This is a genomic window from Neobacillus sp. OS1-32 (genome assembly GCF_030915425.1).
In the GTDB taxonomy this organism is placed as follows: domain Bacteria; phylum Bacillota; class Bacilli; order Bacillales; family Cytobacillaceae; genus Neobacillus; species Neobacillus paridis.
The window spans coordinates 166,528-182,638 of the sequence record NZ_CP133263.1 but is presented as its reverse complement, the minus strand read 5'-3'; the positions used below and the strand labels follow the sequence as shown (position 1 = coordinate 182,638).

Genomic DNA, 16,111 nt, shown 5'->3' with positions numbered 1-16,111 from the left:
CTGCGTCTTTTGTGCCAGCCAAAACCAGACTGCTGCCAGCAAATTATCCTTTTCAAATTAGCGCATTTCTTCATGCAGCTTTTCCAGATTATTTTGCAAAAGTTGAATTTCTTCTATTGAAAAGTTCTTTAACACTTCTGCTAAATAGGCCTGCCGTTTTTTGATGACTTCATCAATAATTCTTTTTCCTTCTTCAAGTAAATGAATTTGGACAACACGGCGGTCATGCGGATCTTTTACCCGTTCAACTAATTGGTTTTTCTCCATACGGTCGACCAGATCCGTTGTTGTGCTACAAGCTAAATACATCCGGCTGGAAAGCTCACCAATGGTCATGTCCCCCTCTTCAAAGAGCCATTGCAAGGCGACAAATTGGGGGGGCGTAATCTTATAATTAGTCAGCATTTCCCTGCCTTTTTGCTTAATAATTCCGGAGATATAACGTAGATCCTTCTCAATATTAGCAATAATGTCCCCAGTTCTTTCTGGATTTTCGGGTTTCATGTATTTTACACTCCTAAAATAGGCTTCTCCTCGAGACAAGGTAAACTTGTCCTTATTTTCTACTTTTTCAAGGAAAAATTCAAGTAAAACTATTGAATATCCATTTGCTGATTAACAACCACTTCTTATAGAATTTTACCTTTTGTACTGATAAAAAGCATGAACCGGCCTCCATTACGGATGCCGGCCATGTTTATAGTTCTAGCTCTCCCATACGAAGGAGTTCTACAACTGCTTGTGATCGCCCCTTTACACCAAGCTTTTGCATTGCGTTGGAAATATGATTCCGAACCGTTTTCTCGCTTATAAATAATTCACCAGCAATTTCTTTTGTTGTTTTATCTTGTACTAACAGTTCGAATACTTCCCTTTCTCGTTTGGTGAGTAATGGCTTGTGAGTATATTCATTCTCCTTCAAGTATTGTAACCCTCCTTGCCTTCGCCAGTTATGCACCGGGGGTGGGTATATATTTAGTCACCATATCATATGTGAACAGTGGAAAGGTAGTGACTGTATTCGCCTTGAAGCAGGAGATTTTTATTAATCTTATCTAGCAAGTTATTTTTTTCTCCCGACCTGATTTCGAACGCAAACAACAAAACAACCTTCTTTTTCAGCAAAACTGGAAAAAGAAGGTTGTTTTCGATTAGGCTCTGTCACTGCCAAAGAAGTTTTTGAATGATTGAAGGGTTGCATCACGGTTAACGGCTGCGATCGATGTTGTTATCGGAATACCCTTCGGACATGCTTGAACACAGTTTTGTGAGTTACCACAGCCTGTCAGCCCGCCATCCTCCATAAAGGCATTAAGACGTTCTGCCTTGTTCATGGCACCTGTTGGGTGGGCATTGAATAAACGAACTTGGTTAAAGACAAATGGTCCCATGAAATTCGTTTTACTATTTACATTTGGGCATGCTTCCAAGCAAACGCCGCAAGTCATACATTTAGATAACTCGTATGCCCATTGACGCTTCGTTTCCGGCATCCGCGGACCAGGTCCGAGGTCATAGGTTCCGTCAATTGGAATCCATGCTTTAACTTTCTTTAAGGAATCAAACATTTTGCTGCGGTCGATTTGCAGGTCACGGACAACAGGGAATGTTTTCATCGGTGCCAGACGGATTGGCTGTTCCAGCTTGTCTACCAGCGCTGAACATGCTTGGCGCGGCTTGCCATTGATAACCATTGAGCAAGCACCGCAGACTTCTTCAAGACAGTTCATATCCCAGGTGACTGGTGCAGTCTGCTGACCTTTATTATTTACAGGGTTTCTCCGAATTTCCATTAACGCTGAGATAACGTTCATATTGGGACGATATGGAACTTCGAATTCCTCCTCGTAAGGGTTAGAGTCCGGAGTATCCTGACGGGTAATGATAAATTTAACTGTTTTCGTTTCTGCCATTTTTTCCTACTCCCCTTTCACTTAATGCTTCTTCGTATAATCGCGCTCTCTCGGCTTAATCAAGGAAATATCAACATCCTCGTAATGGAAAGCTGGAGCAGAACTAGAATCAACAAATTTCGCCATTGTTGTTTTCAAGAAGTTTTCATCATCACGTTTAGGGAAATCAGGTTTATAGTGAGCACCGCGGCTCTCATTACGGTTGTAAGCACCAATAGTGATGACACGTGCCATTTGCAGCATGTTTTGTAATTGACGGGTGAATGCAGCTCCCTGGTTGCTCCATTTTGCCGTATCATTAATGTTAATGTTTTTGTACCGTTCTAATAGTTCTTGAATTTTTTCATTTGTTTTTAACAGCCTGTCATTATAGCGAACTACGGTAACATTTGCGGTCATCCATTCGCCGAGCTCCTTATGAAGCACATACGCATTTTCAGTACCATCCATCGCCATAATTGCATTCCATTTCTCTTGTTCTTCTTTAACTTTGCGATCAAAAACAGTTGAAGATATTGCATCGGAACTCTTTTCAAGTCCCTCAATATATTTAAGTGCATTAGGTCCGGCAACCATGCCGCCATACACGGCTGAAAGCAAGGAGTTCGCACCTAATCGGTTTGCACCATGCTGTGAATAATCACATTCACCAGCAGCGAACAGACCTGGAATATTTGTCATTTGATCATAATCCACCCATAAACCGCCCATTGAATAGTGAACAGCAGGGAAAATTTTCATTGGAACCTTATGCGGATAATCTCCGGCGAATTTTTCATAAATTTCAATAATACCGCCAAGTTTTACATCCAATTCATGTGGATCCTTGTGCGATAAATCGAGGTAAACCATGTTTTCACCATTAATACCTAATTTCATATCAACGCAAACATGGAAAATTTCACGCGTTGCAATATCACGAGGTACCAGGTTTCCGTATGCAGGATATTTTTCTTCCAAGAAGTACCATGGTTTTCCATCTTTATAGGTCCAGATACGTCCTCCCTCACCACGAGCAGATTCACTCATGAGGCGAAGCTTGTCATCACCAGGAATGGCGGTTGGGTGAATTTGAATCATTTCACCATTTGCATAATAAGCCCCTTGTTGATAAACAATAGATGCAGCTGAACCAGTATTAATAACAGAGTTGGTTGATTTTCCAAAGATAATTCCCGGTCCGCCTGTCGCCATGATCACGGCATCAGCAGCAAATGATTTAATTTCCATCGTTTTTAAGTCTTGTGCTACAATCCCGCGGCAGACACCTTCATCGTCAAGGACTGCACCTAAAAACTCCCAGCCCTCATACTTTGTCACCAATCCGGCAACTTCGTGACGGCGCACCTGCTCGTCCAAAGCATATAGTAATTGCTGTCCGGTAGTTGCACCGGCAAATGCAGTACGGTGATGCTGTGTCCCACCAAAGCGTCGGAAATCAAGCAATCCTTCCGGAGTACGGTTAAACATAACTCCCATCCGGTCAAATAGATTTATGATACCAGGTGCTGCTTCACACATCGCTTTAACTGGCGGTTGGTTTGCCAAAAAGTCGCCGCCATAAATCGTATCGTCAAAGTGAATCCATGGGGAATCCCCTTCACCTTTTGTATTTACTGCTCCATTAATACCGCCTTGGGCACAAACGGAGTGAGAGCGTTTAACCGGAACAAGTGAAAACAATTCTACAGGTGTTCCATGTTCTGCAACTTTAATCGTTGCCATCAAGCCAGCAAGTCCACCGCCGACTACGATCACCTTGCCATTACTCATATCGTAAGTCACTCCCTAATTCTAAATCCTGTATTTTTCCGTTCAAAATCTATTAAATAAATGCAAAAACAGTTTGAATTCCCACGATGGACAAAACTACAAAAATAATCATTGTTACATATGTAGAAATCACTTGAGAACGAGGCGATAATGTAATCCCCCAACTAACCATAAACGACCATAATCCATTAGAAAAATGGAAAATAGCTGAAATAATCCCAACAAGGTAAAAGCCGATCATAAACGGCGAGGAAAAAATATCCTCCATCATTTGGTAGTTAAGAGGTGTGCCAAACATCATTGCAATCCTTGTTTCCCAAACATGCCATGCAACAAAAATAAGAGTAATAACACCTGTAATCCGCTGTAGAAGGTACATCCAGTTTCTAAAATACCCGAACTTCCCAGTGTTTACAGTGCCCGTAAAGGCAATGTATAGGCCATAAATTGCATGGTATAATAAAGGTAAGAAAATTAATAAGATTTCAAGGACATGCAAAAATGGCAAACTCTCCATAAAATTTGCGGCTCGGTTAAATGATTCCGCTCCCCCTGTTGCTTGGTGGTTGACTGTAAGATGCACCAATAGAAACAAGCCAATTGGAACAACCCCAAGCAATGAATGCAATCTCCGATTAAAAAACTCGCGATTACCCGCCATTAATAAATTGAACCCCCTTTGAATTTTCACGATGATGTTAAGTCCCCAAATTTCCCCAAAAACTTACATCACTGTGACAATTATGTGACATGTACATTGTACTCCCAACAACATAGAGCGTCAAGGAAACGGATACATAATTCTATCGTTAATAGATAAAATATTTAAAATATATTGCTATTATAATAGTTTTAAAAAATGCTCCTGGTCATCTTTGCAACGATAAATTATTCCGGCAATTTTTGGATGTATTCCCAATAAATTTTGGCTGGGATTTTTCTCGTTTAGGGAACAATAAATTATCAGGAAAATTAGTAAATATTCCTAATATAATAATCCGTTCTTCACAACCCTTTTTTAAAAAACAGTGCTGAAACTTTACTCAAATTGTATATAATAGAATGGTAGAAAGAGGGGAAACTTGTGAACGAAAGCACAGCTTCAAAACAATTAATCAATACGGATGATCCCAGATCCATTTCCATCTTTGGATATGAATTAATTCGGGAAATTCTTTTACCTGATATATTGGGAAAAGATACCCCGGAAATATTATATTGGGCTGGTAAACACCTCGCACGTAAATATCCATTGGATGATTACGACAAAATTGTCGAATTTTTCGATCAAGCTTCGTGGGGACATCTTGTATTAAAAAATGAAACAAAAACCGAAATGGAATTTGAATTAACCAGCCCGCTGCTTGTATCCCGGGTAAAATCAAAAGCTGAGCAATTCTTTCAGCTGGAGGCAGGCTTCCTGGCCCAACAAATCGAACGGCAAAAACAAGTGATAACTGAAACCTTTGAACACCCAATAAAAAAAGCCAATATCGTCCGCTTTACAGTCAAATGGGATCAAAAAGATTCGGTATAGGCTTCGGTGCCAGGCACTATGTGAATGATTCAGATAGTGCCTGACACCATTTTTTCGCTGAAGCAGGTACTGCGGTTGTTGCTATGTTTGTAATTTTTTTAACAGTTCTTCGGCAACGTGATGCGGCAGCCCAATTGCTGTGAATTCCTCCAGGCTTGCCTGCTTCATTTTTTTCACGGAGCCAAAATGCTTTAATAACAGCTTTTTCCGCTTTTCACCAACGCCAGGAATATCGTCCAGCATGGAATGGAAAGCATTTTTGCCGCGTGTTTGGCGGTGAAAGGTGATGGCGAACCGGTGAACCTCATCTTGAATCCTTTGCAGCAAATAAAATTCTTGACTATTTCGGGGCAGGGGGACCATTTCTAACGGATTACCGAACAAAAGCTGTGAAGTCCTATGCTTCTCATCCTTTACCAGACCTGCCAAGGGAATATCCAGGCCGAGTTCATTTTCCAGCACGTCTCTGACTGCTTCCACATGTCCTTTGCCACCATCAATAATAATTAAATCCGGCAGCGGCAGGTTTTCCTTCAGAACGCGGGAATATCTCCTTCTTGTTACCTCTCTCATCGATTCGTAATCATCAGGCCCTTGAACCGATTTGATTTTATATTTCCGATACTCACGTTTGTCCGCTTTTCCATCAGTAAAGACAACCATTGCTGAAACCGGGTCAGTTCCTTGAATATTGGAGTTATCAAAAGATTCAATGCGATGCGGTGTATAAATTCCAAGAAGTTCCCCCAAATTTTCCACCGCCTTAATCGTTCTTTCTTCATCTTTTTCAATTAGCGAGAATTTCTCATTCAAAGCAATTTTGGCATTTTTGATCGCCAACTTGACGAGATCCTTCTTTTGTCCTCGCTTTGGCTGCAGTACTTTTACTTCTAGAAGCTGCTCCGCCATATGCACATCGACTTCGTCCTGAATGAGAATTTCCTTTGGCTTAAAATGATTCGGTTGTTGATAAAAACGACCAAGAAAGGTCAAGATTTCTTCCTCCGGTTCATTATAGACGGGGAACATCGAGACGTCGCGCTCGATCATTTTTCCCTGACGGACAAAAAAGACCTGCACACACATCCAACCTTTGTCAACAGCGTAGCCAAACACATCGCGGTCGGTAAAATCCGTCATCGTAATCTTTTGTTTTTCCATAATCGTTTCAATATGAGCAATTTTGTCGCGATACTCCTTGGCCCGTTCAAAATCAAGTTCCTCGGCAGCAGCTGTCATTTTCTCGGTCAGTTCTTTTTTTATTTCTTTATACCCGCCATTTAAAAAACGAGTAATTTCATCGGTTATTTGTTTGTACTGTTCTTCACTCACGTCATTTACACATGGTGCCAGGCACTGCCCAAGATGGTAATACAAACAAACGCGATCCGGCAAGGTCGCGCATTTTCTTAGAGGATAAATCCGGTCTAGCAACTTTTTCGTTTCATTTGCAGCACCAACGTTTGGGTAAGGGCCAAAATATTTTCCTTTATCCTTTTTGACTTTTCTGGTGATGATCAGCTTTGGATGTCGTTCGGCTGTCAGCTTGATAAACGGATAGGTTTTGTCATCTTTCAACATCACATTATATTTAGGATCGTGTTTTTTGATTAAATTCAATTCCAGCAGTAATGCCTCAATATTAGAGGAGGTTACAATATACTCAAAGTCCTCAATTTCCTGGACAAGCCGCTGGGTTTTACCGTCATGCGATCCGGTAAAGTACGATCGAACACGGTTTTTTAAGACTTTAGCCTTGCCAACATAAATGATCGTTCCCTGACGGTCCTTCATTAAGTAGCAGCCAGGCTGATCAGGCAGCAATGTCAGTTTTTGTTTAATCGTTTCATTCATTCCGGCCACTCCTTTCTGGCAATTCACTTTCCTATCCATATTAAAACAATCCGCCTGTAAAGAAAAGTACGAAATAAAAGCCTCAACCAGAAAGATTCCGGTTAAGGCTTTGTCATAATAAATTGCTTAGATGTGCTTTTGCAGGACGCTTGCCAAAGCTTCTTTTGGCTGGAAGCCGACTACTTTATCAACGACCTCGCCATTTTTGAATACCAATAGTGTTGGGATGCTCATAACACCAAAGTTAGAAGCAGTTTGTGGATTATCATCCACATCTAATTTTTTAATTTTCACTTTATCGCCCATTTCAGCGTCAAGTTCTTCCAAAACAGGAGCAATCATTTTACATGGACCGCACCATGGTGCCCAGAAATCTACCAGAACAAGGCCAGAGCTTATTTCAGCTGAAAAGTTTTGATCTGTTATGTGAGAAATTGCCATAATTTACTTAACCTCCTACAAATTACTTTCAAATACTACCGAAAGTATAACATTGATTGAAAAATCAAGCTAATAATTTGTTTCCTAAGTACTTTTCCCCGGATACAAACGGGCTATGCAAAAAGCGAGCAGTCTCTATGCTGCCCGCTTCTCTTATTGTCCAGCGATGACCAAGGCGCTTGCGCTTTTCTTATTATTGATGAACTTTTAGCTTTTTAAATTCTTCCGTTAGCATTGGGACAACATCAAACAGGTCGCCGACGATTCCGTAGTCTGCTACTTTGAAGATATTTGCTTCTGGATCCTTGTTGATCGCAACAATTACCTTGGAGTTTGACATCCCGGCAAGATGCTGGATGGCGCCGGATATACCACAAGCGATATAAAGATCTGGTGTAACAACTTTACCAGTTTGACCGATTTGCAGCGAATAATCGCAGTATTCAGCGTCACATGCACCTCGGGAAGCACCTACTGCACCGCCTAATACGTCGGCCAATTCTTTTAATGGTTTGAAGCCTTCAGCACTCTTGACTCCGCGCCCACCGGAAACAACTACCTTTGCTTCGCTCAGGTCAACGCCTTCGGTTGCCTTTCTCACCACTTCTTTGATGATCGTACGAAGGTCTTTAATTTCAATGGAAAGAGAAGTAACTTCACCGCTTCTTGATTCGTCTTTTTCTAACGGTGTGATGTTATTAGGACGAACGGTTGCAAAAATTAATCCGTCTGTGACAATTTTCTTTTCGAATGCCTTGCCTGAATAGATTGGTCTTGTAAACACAACATTTCCTCCAACCACTTCAACTGCGGTTGCATCTGAAATCAGGCCGGATTCGAGTTTGGCAGCAATTTTTGGTGATAGGTCTTTCCCAAGGGCCGTGTGACCGAAAACCAGTCCTTCCGGCTGCTCTTGATCCATTACAGCCAGGATTGCCTGAGAATACCCATCAGAAGTATATTGAGCCAATTTGCCATCTTCTACTACAACGACACGATCTGCACCGTTTTTAATTAACTCTGTACCTAAATCGCTTACATTCTCACCAAGTAATACTCCGACAACTTCTCCACCTTCAGCCACCGTTTTGGCTGCAGCCACTGCTTCAAAGGATACGTTACGTAAGGAGCCGTCGCGAACTTCTCCTAATACTAATACTTTTCTGGACATATGAGTTTACCCCCTGTATACGAACTATGGCCTTCCGCGCCATCATTTACTTTGAAAAAACGAACAAATACCTCCCACCAGCCAATGCAGGCGGTGTGAACAGAATCGGAAAAGGCATTACATTAATATGGCCTATCCGCTTTCATTAGTTAGCATTAACTCACGTTAAACGACATTCCGCCTCATTTTTCAAAAATTTGATGTGTTAATTAGACTACTTTTGCTTCAGTGTGAAGCAGATGAACCAACTCTTTTACTTGATCGGATAGCTCTCCTGCTAACACTTTTCCAGCTTCCTTTTTAGGCGGCAAATACACTTCGATTGTCTTTGTTTTTGCTTCCACATCTTCTTCATCCAAATCAAGATCATCCAATTCTAATTCTTCAAGCGGCTTCTTCTTCGCTTTCATAATCCCAGGAAGCGATGGATAGCGCGGTTCGTTCAAACCTTGCTGTGCTGTTACTAACAGTGGCAGGCTTGTCTCAATTACTTCGGAATCACCTTCAACATCACGGGTCACCGTTACATTGTTACCATCGATCTCTAATTTCGTAATCGTTGTTACATAGGGAATATTGAGCAGTTCCGCAACACGTGGTCCGACTTGGCCAGATCCGCCATCAATCGCAACGTTCCCGCCTAAAATTAAATCAGCCTCTTTATCTTTTAAATATTCAGCAAGAACTTTGGCAGTCGTAAATTGGTCGCCGTTTTCAACATCGTCCTCTGTATTGATAAGGACTGCTTTATCAGCGCCCATTGCAAGCGCAGTGCGCAATTGCTTTTCAGCCTCTTCGCTGCCAACAGAAATAACTGTTACTTCACCGCCATTGGCATCGCGGACTTGAATTGCTTCCTCAATGGCATATTCATCATAAGGGTTGATGATGAATTCAGCACCATCTTCGTTGATCTTTCCGCCGCTTAATGTAATTTTTTCTTCGGTATCAAAGGTTCTCTTCATTAATACGTAAATGTTCATTATCTAGCGCCTCCTAAAAAATTCAAACATTTGTTCAGTTAAAAAGATTGAAAAAATTGGAGCTAAAAAATTATTAAATAGATATGTTTACTCTCCTTTAAAATGCGGCTCTCTTTTTTCAATAAAAGCCTGGATCCCCTCTTTCGCGTCATTTGACACAAAGACCTCTCCGAATAATTCCGCTTCTTTTTTCATACCTTCATAGAATTCGCCCGTTTTGGCATAGTTTAATAGTTGAATAGCCGCATGAAGCGAAACAGGGCTTTTCTTGGCAATTTTTTGTGCCAGCTTTAACGCTTCTCCCAATACTTCTGTCTCCGGATATGCATGATTAGCCAGACCGTATTCCACTGCCTCCAGCCCGGTTATTGGCTCTGAGGTGAACATCATTTCGGCTGCTCTAGCCATTCCAACATACCTTGGCAGCCGCTGTGTTCCGCCAAAACCAGGAATTATCCCAAGCTGAAGCTCAGGCAGCCCCAGTTTCGCGGTTTCACTAACCAAGCGGATATGGCATGCCATGGCCAGCTCTAAACCGCCGCCAAGCGCAGCACCGTGAATGGCGGCAATGATTGGTTTTGGAAACTTTTCGATCCGGTCAAACAAATCTTGTCCAAACTTACCAAAATTTGAAGACCCTTCTGAAGAATTAAGCGTGGTAAATTCCTTAATATCTGCCCCGGCTGAGAAAAAGCGTCCCTCTCCATGAATCACAATCACCCTAATGTCGCGGTTTGGTTCGATTTCATCCAGCACTGCTGATAATTCCCGTAAAAGACCTGATGAAAGCGCGTTTGCCGGCGGACGTTGTATGGTAATCGTGGCAATCCTGTCCTGACTTGACCATTTTAAATAGTCCATCCCAATAAATTCCCCCTTTGTTCAGACCCTAGCAACCGCCAAATCCATTGATAAACATATTATGGATTGGGGATGCCAAAGCTTTTAAATCATATTTTTCTTCATTCATCACCCATGTCGTAACTGTTTCATCAATTGTGCCAAAAACCATTTGTCGGGCAAGACGAATATCAAGATTGTTTGAGAACTCACCATTTTCCTTGCCTTCAATCAGTATCTTATCAATCACCTTTAAATAACCTTTCAACACATCATTAATTTTCAATCGTAAATCTTTATTGGATTGACGTAATTCCAACTGTGTAACAATGGCAAGATGATGATCGGCTGAAAGCAATTCAAAATGAGTTTCAATCATTTTTAATAACTTCTCCGTTGCGGTCTTTTTTCCTGCTATCATTTGCTCTATTTTTTCAATAAAAGTTCCCATTTTTTCTTCAAAGAGAGAGATAAGAATATCTTCTTTATTTTTGAAATAAAGATAAATGGTCCCGTCGGCGACTCCCGCCTGCTTCGCAATTTTTGATACTTGTGCTTGGTGATAGCCGTTTTCCGCAATCGCTACCACTGCGGCATCAATGATCTGCATGTATTTTGGTTTTGTCTTCTTCATTGTAATCCCTTCTTTGAAGAAAAATTTAAAAAGAAAAATATGAATGAATCATCATTCATATTTTTATAATAGATTTTATCGGCATGTCTGTCAAGAAAACAAATTGACTTTCAAGCAACAAATTTTTATCTATGATCTATGCTGTTGGGACAAGCTTACTGCAAAAAAAAATTAAAATTGTTCGGATTAAGCATGGTTTTTATTTTGTTCATCGATTTTTTTCTTTTCTTCTTCGACAAGCTGTCTTCTTAAAATTTTTCCAACGGCTGTTTTAGGTAATTCGTCTCTGAACTCATATATTCTCGGCACTTTATAGGCTGCCAGATATTTTCTGGCAAATTGATTCATTTCTTCTGAGGTAACCTTTGCGCCTTCCTTTAAGACGATGTAAGCCTTAACGGTTTCGCCGCGATATGGATCAGGAACACCTGCAGCTACAACCTCCACTACATCCGGGTGCTCATACAATACTTCCTCGATTTCTCTGGGATAAATATTGTACCCTCCGGCGATGATCATATCCTTCTTGCGATCAACCACATAAAAATAGCCCTTTTCATCCATATAGCCAAGATCACCGGTATACAGCCAGCCGTCTTTCAAAACTTCGGCGGTTTCATCAGGCCGATTCCAGTAGCCTTTCATGACCTGAGGCCCTTTAATGACAATTTCGCCAATTTCACCAGGGGGCAGCGGCTCTTCTGAACCAACAGCAATGATTTTTGCCTCTGTATCCGGATATGGAACCCCAATACTGCCTTTTACCCTTTCCACATCCCACAGGAAATTCGTATGTGTCACTGGTGATGCTTCTGATAATCCATAGCCTTCGACTAGCTTACCATTCGTTACCTCTTCGAACTTCTGCTGGACCTCTAACGGAAGTGGGGCGGATCCACTGATGCAGACCTCAATGGAAGACAGATCATATTTCTTTATATCAGGATGGTTCAGCAGACCGATATAGATGGTCGGTGCCCCAGGAAAAAGTGTAGGACGTTGTTTGTGAATCGTTTTTAACGTTTCTAACGCATCAAATTTTGGCATGAGAATCATTTTGCCAGCCATTTTTATCGATAACAGCATACAAACAGTCATACCATAAACATGGAAAAAAGGAACAATGCCAAGAATCGTTTCTTCACCAGGGTGACATTTGTACATCCATTTCTCGCTCATTGTCGTGTTGGCCATTAAATTCTTATGCGTCAGCATTACGCCTTTTGGAAAACCGGTTGTCCCTCCCGTATATTGGAGCAATGCAAGGTCTTCATCAGGATTGATCTCATACTTGGTCAGTTTAAGCGGTTTCATTTTTAGAATTTCTGAAAGCAAGTGTGAATTTCCTTCATGCTTTACTTTAACGACCAGTCCGTATTGTTTTTTCTGAATAAAGGGATACAGAAGATTTTTAGGAAACGGCAAGTAATCTTTAATGCAAGTGACGATGATATGCTTTAGTCCTGTCTGCGGCATTACCTTTGTTACTCTAGGATAAAGGATATCAAGGGTGACGATGGCTTTTGCCCCTGAATCTTTCATTTGATATTCTAATTCACGTTCCGTATACAGCGGGTTCGTTTGAACGACAATTCCTCCGGCCAGCAGAATTGCAAAATAGCTAATGACTGCCTGCGGCGTATTCGGAAGCATGATGGCAACACGGTCTCCTTTTATAATGCCGATGTGGTTTTGCAGATATCCGGCAAACTTTACGGCCTCCTCATGCAACTGTTTAAAAGTTAACTCCTTGCCCATAAAATGAATGGCAACTTTATCTGGATAATTTGCAGCGGAATTTTCCAAATATGTCTGAATCGGGTCAGAGGAGTACTCGATCGTGGCAGGTATCTCTTTAGGATACAATTTCAACCATGGTTTAGATTCTATCATTTATTAACCTCCCTTTACGAAAATTTTTAAAAATTCCAACTACTCATTTAATTATAGTACAGGATTATATATTTAACAATTCACAATTTTCTCCCCTCTAATTTACCTGGTAGTAAAAAAAATCACCACTGAAGGATCAGTGATGACTTTAATTAGATTGAAATGTCTAACGGAACATTCGATTCATGTGAAAAATACAAGATATATAATCCCGATCAGAATAAACACAGCTGATAAACCTATCAGAACCTTTGCTAAATTTTTCATTTTCCCTTTCTCCCCTTAAGAAATTCCTGCACCGATCACATAAGATAACCCGATCGAGATCATCATGGAAATGAAACCGACGGCACGATTATCATTTTGAATTTCTTCGTCAATTTTAAACTTTGGCGTCAAAAATTCAAAGATAAAATAGCCTGCCAACAATAGGAAAAAGCCATAAATCCCCCATCCAATCATAGAAGTCAATGAAGTATGCTCTTCAATTGTACTGCGAAAAATATTTGCAATCCCGAAGATTTTTCCTCCGGTCGCCATGGCCACGGCCAGATTGCCATTTTTAATTTCTTCCCAATTCCGATATTTCGTGACCAATTCAAAAATCGCCAAAAAAACAATTGTGCATAAAATGACAACACTATAATAAGCTGCAATTTGAATATACTCATTTTCCCAAAACTGGTTCATTGCAAAGTCTCCCCGGACATTATTTAAATTCCACTACAGTGACACCGGTGCCTCCTTCTCCGGCCTCGCCAAAGCGGATTTTCTTAACCGCTCGATGATTTCTTAAATACTCCTGAACTCCTTGTCTTAAAGCACCTGTTCCTTTTCCATGAATAATTGAGACACGCGGGTAGCTTGCAAGAAGAGCGTCATCAATATACTTTTCTACCTTGAGCAGCGCATCTTCATACCGTTCTCCACGTAAATCCAACTCCAGTTTAACATGGGAGTCGCTGCCTTTTACAATGGCCATCGGTCTTGTCTCTTGTTTCTTTTCCGTTGACCCAAGATATTCCATATCTTTTTCTTTGACCTTCATTTTTAAAATTCCCATTTGTACCTGCCACTCATCAGCAGAAACTTTCTCCACAAGTGTACCTCTCTGATCAAAGGTTAAAACCCTCACTTCATCCCCGGGCAGATATTGCTGCTTTTTACTCTTCTTATTGGTCAATTTCGCTGATTTAGTCATCTCCGGTACTGCTTTTTCCAGACGTTTCTTAGCATCAATTAATTCGTGTTCTTTTATTTCAGCGTGCTTTTCCGTTCGCATTTTACGAAGATCGCGAATGACCTGCTCGGCTTCTTTTTTGGCTTCATCGACAATTTCAGCCGCCTTTGCAGCCGCTTTTTCGAGCATAGAATCTTTCTTCTCATAGAATTCTATCATTTGTTTTTGCAAATCTTTATGAAGCTTTTCCGCCTGCCTTAAAAAGTCCAATGCTTCCTGCTGTTCGATTTCTGCCTGGTGCTTGCTTTCTTCAAGCGACGCGATCATGTTATCAATTTGATTGGTGTCCTCACTAATATAGGACCTGGCATTATTAATGATTCGTTCATTGAGGCCAAGGCGTTGGGAAATTTCAAATGCATTACTGCGGCCGGGCACTCCCAGCAATAATTTATAGGTGGGGCTTAGTGTCTCGACATCAAACTCAACACTGGCATTCAAGACGCCTTCACGATTATAGCCGTATGCCTTTAACTCCGGATAGTGAGTGGTAGCGACTACCCTGGCACCAATCCGATAAACCTCGTCTAGAATCGAAATCGCCAATGCTGCTCCTTCTTGTGGATCAGTACCGGCACCTAGCTCGTCAAACAGGACAAGGCTGTTATCATCAACTCGATTTAAAATATCGACAATATTTACCATATGGGAAGAAAATGTACTCAAGCTTTGTTCAATGGATTGTTCATCACCAATATCGGCATAAACAGCGCCAAACACCGCCAGTTCGGAACCATCCTGGGCCGGTACCTGCAATCCGGCCTGAGCCATAAGCGAACATAGTCCAAGTGTTTTGAGCGTAACCGTTTTCCCGCCGGTATTGGGACCGGTAATGACAATCGTGGTATAATCTTCGCCAAGCAAAATGTCATTTGCGACAACCTCATCAAGCGGAATGAACGGATGCCTTGCCTGATATAATGCGATTCTGCCTTCATTGTTGATAATCGGCATCGTCGCTTTTATTTTTTTCCCATATCTTGCCTTGGCAAAAATAAAATCTAAATTAGCCAGGATCTTGACAATGATTTGCAGTTCGTTTGCAAATTCGGCCACTTTTGCTGACAGCTCGGTAAGGATTCGTTCAATTTCCAATTGTTCCTTAACGCGGATGTCCTGCAGCTGATTGTTTAATTGCACAATCACCTGCGGCTCAATAAACAATGTTTGCCCCGAAGAGCTTTGGTCATGAATAATCCCGCCGTAATGACCGCGGTATTCTTGCTTAACAGGGATGACAAAACGGTCGTTGCGAATAGTAATAATCGCATCTGACAGCATCTTTTGGGCGCTGGAGGAACGAATCATACTTTCTAATTTTTCCCGGACCCGTGCCTCATTGGATCGCAGCTGGTGTCTTAAGGTCCGAAGCAGTTCGCTGGCCCCGTCCAACACTTCACCGCTCTCGTCAATCGCCTGTTTAATGACATGCTCCAGGTTCGTTAGTGGAATAATCTGATCCACCTGCTCCTTTAAAATCGGTATCTCAGTGCGTTCTTCATCAATTTCCTCAATAAAACGTTTCATTTGCCGGCTTGCGTAAATGGTGCTGGAAATTTGCATCAATTCATGCGGGCTTAACACCCCGCCAATGATGGAACGCTTAATATGCGGCCTGATATCATAGATCCCTGAAAGTGGAATATTGCCTTTAATCCGATAAACAGTGGCCCCCTCATCGGTTTCTGCCTGAAGTTTCACCACCTCGTCGAAATCCGTTGATGGTACCAAGTTTGCTATTTTTTCTTTCCCTAGTGATGAAGCCGCATGCTCTAACAGCTGCTCTCTCACTTTAGTAAATTCTAACACTTTTAATACTTTATCTTGCATGA

Annotated in this window: 15 protein-coding genes; 1 reads left to right on the top strand and 14 read right to left on the bottom strand. The window is 41.4% G+C overall.

Going from position 1 to position 16,111, the window contains the following annotated elements:
* Positions 1-57 precede the first annotated feature (57 nt).
* From RCG24_RS00980 to RCG24_RS00960, 5 genes are all read right to left on the bottom strand, one after another.
* Entirely contained in the window at positions 58-504 is a 447-nt protein-coding gene (locus tag RCG24_RS00980; protein ID WP_202652230.1) for a MarR family winged helix-turn-helix transcriptional regulator, read from the bottom strand.
* A 193-nt stretch (positions 505-697) separates the two neighbouring features.
* Positions 698-922 carry a spore germination transcription factor GerE gene (gene gerE, locus RCG24_RS00975; RefSeq protein WP_009796032.1) on the bottom strand — a complete coding sequence of 75 codons (225 nt, stop codon included), beginning with the start codon at positions 920-922 and terminating at the stop codon, positions 698-700.
* A gap of 229 nt (positions 923-1,151) precedes the next feature.
* Entirely contained in the window at positions 1,152-1,913 is a 762-nt protein-coding gene (gene sdhB, locus RCG24_RS00970) for a succinate dehydrogenase iron-sulfur subunit (RefSeq protein ID WP_202652229.1), read from the bottom strand.
* Between the two features lie 21 nt (positions 1,914-1,934).
* A complete protein-coding gene (gene sdhA / locus RCG24_RS00965) occupies positions 1,935-3,686 on the bottom strand; it encodes a succinate dehydrogenase flavoprotein subunit (protein ID WP_308078082.1) in 1,752 nt (583 codons plus the stop codon).
* A 52-nt stretch (positions 3,687-3,738) separates the two neighbouring features.
* On the bottom strand, positions 3,739-4,347 hold the full coding sequence (locus RCG24_RS00960) for a succinate dehydrogenase cytochrome b558 subunit (RefSeq protein WP_308078081.1): 609 nt from the start codon (positions 4,345-4,347) through the stop codon (positions 3,739-3,741).
* A 423-nt stretch (positions 4,348-4,770) separates the two neighbouring features.
* Here RCG24_RS00960 and RCG24_RS00955 point away from each other — a divergent pair, with 423 nt between their 5' ends.
* Positions 4,771-5,223, top strand: a complete 453-nt coding sequence (locus RCG24_RS00955) for a YslB family protein (RefSeq protein WP_202652226.1) — start codon at positions 4,771-4,773, stop codon at positions 5,221-5,223.
* An 81-nt stretch (positions 5,224-5,304) separates the two neighbouring features.
* On the opposite strand, the gene uvrC is transcribed toward RCG24_RS00955, so the two are convergent.
* From uvrC to RCG24_RS00910, 9 genes are all read right to left on the bottom strand, one after another.
* The gene (uvrC, locus tag RCG24_RS00950) at positions 5,305-7,077 is read right to left on the bottom strand and encodes an excinuclease ABC subunit UvrC (protein WP_202652224.1); all 1,773 of its coding nucleotides are present in this window, start codon (positions 7,075-7,077) and stop codon (positions 5,305-5,307) included.
* 126 nt (positions 7,078-7,203) lie between these two features.
* Entirely contained in the window at positions 7,204-7,518 is a 315-nt protein-coding gene (gene trxA / locus RCG24_RS00945) for a thioredoxin (RefSeq protein WP_308078080.1), read from the bottom strand.
* A 193-nt stretch (positions 7,519-7,711) separates the two neighbouring features.
* Positions 7,712-8,689 (bottom strand): electron transfer flavoprotein subunit alpha/FixB family protein, encoded by a 978-nt coding sequence (locus RCG24_RS00940; protein ID WP_308078079.1) that lies wholly within the window; start codon positions 8,687-8,689, stop codon positions 7,712-7,714.
* A gap of 209 nt (positions 8,690-8,898) precedes the next feature.
* Positions 8,899-9,672, bottom strand: a complete 774-nt coding sequence (locus tag RCG24_RS00935) for an electron transfer flavoprotein subunit beta/FixA family protein (RefSeq protein WP_202652221.1) — start codon at positions 9,670-9,672, stop codon at positions 8,899-8,901.
* An 87-nt stretch (positions 9,673-9,759) separates the two neighbouring features.
* The gene (locus tag RCG24_RS00930; protein ID WP_308078078.1) at positions 9,760-10,533 is read right to left on the bottom strand and encodes an enoyl-CoA hydratase; all 774 of its coding nucleotides are present in this window, start codon (positions 10,531-10,533) and stop codon (positions 9,760-9,762) included.
* A gap of 28 nt (positions 10,534-10,561) precedes the next feature.
* A complete protein-coding gene (locus RCG24_RS00925) occupies positions 10,562-11,146 on the bottom strand; it encodes a fatty acid metabolism transcriptional regulator FadR (protein ID WP_202652219.1) in 585 nt (194 codons plus the stop codon).
* Positions 11,147-11,332: 186 nt separating this feature from the next.
* Positions 11,333-13,039: an AMP-binding protein gene (locus RCG24_RS00920; RefSeq protein ID WP_202652218.1), complete on the bottom strand. Its 1,707-nt coding sequence runs from the start codon at positions 13,037-13,039 to the stop codon at positions 11,333-11,335.
* 282 nt (positions 13,040-13,321) lie between these two features.
* Positions 13,322-13,729 (bottom strand): DUF350 domain-containing protein, encoded by a 408-nt coding sequence (locus RCG24_RS00915; protein WP_202652217.1) that lies wholly within the window; start codon positions 13,727-13,729, stop codon positions 13,322-13,324.
* 19 nt (positions 13,730-13,748) lie between these two features.
* Entirely contained in the window at positions 13,749-16,109 is a 2,361-nt protein-coding gene (locus RCG24_RS00910) for an endonuclease MutS2 (protein WP_308078077.1), read from the bottom strand.
* Positions 16,110-16,111: the final 2 nt, after the last annotated feature.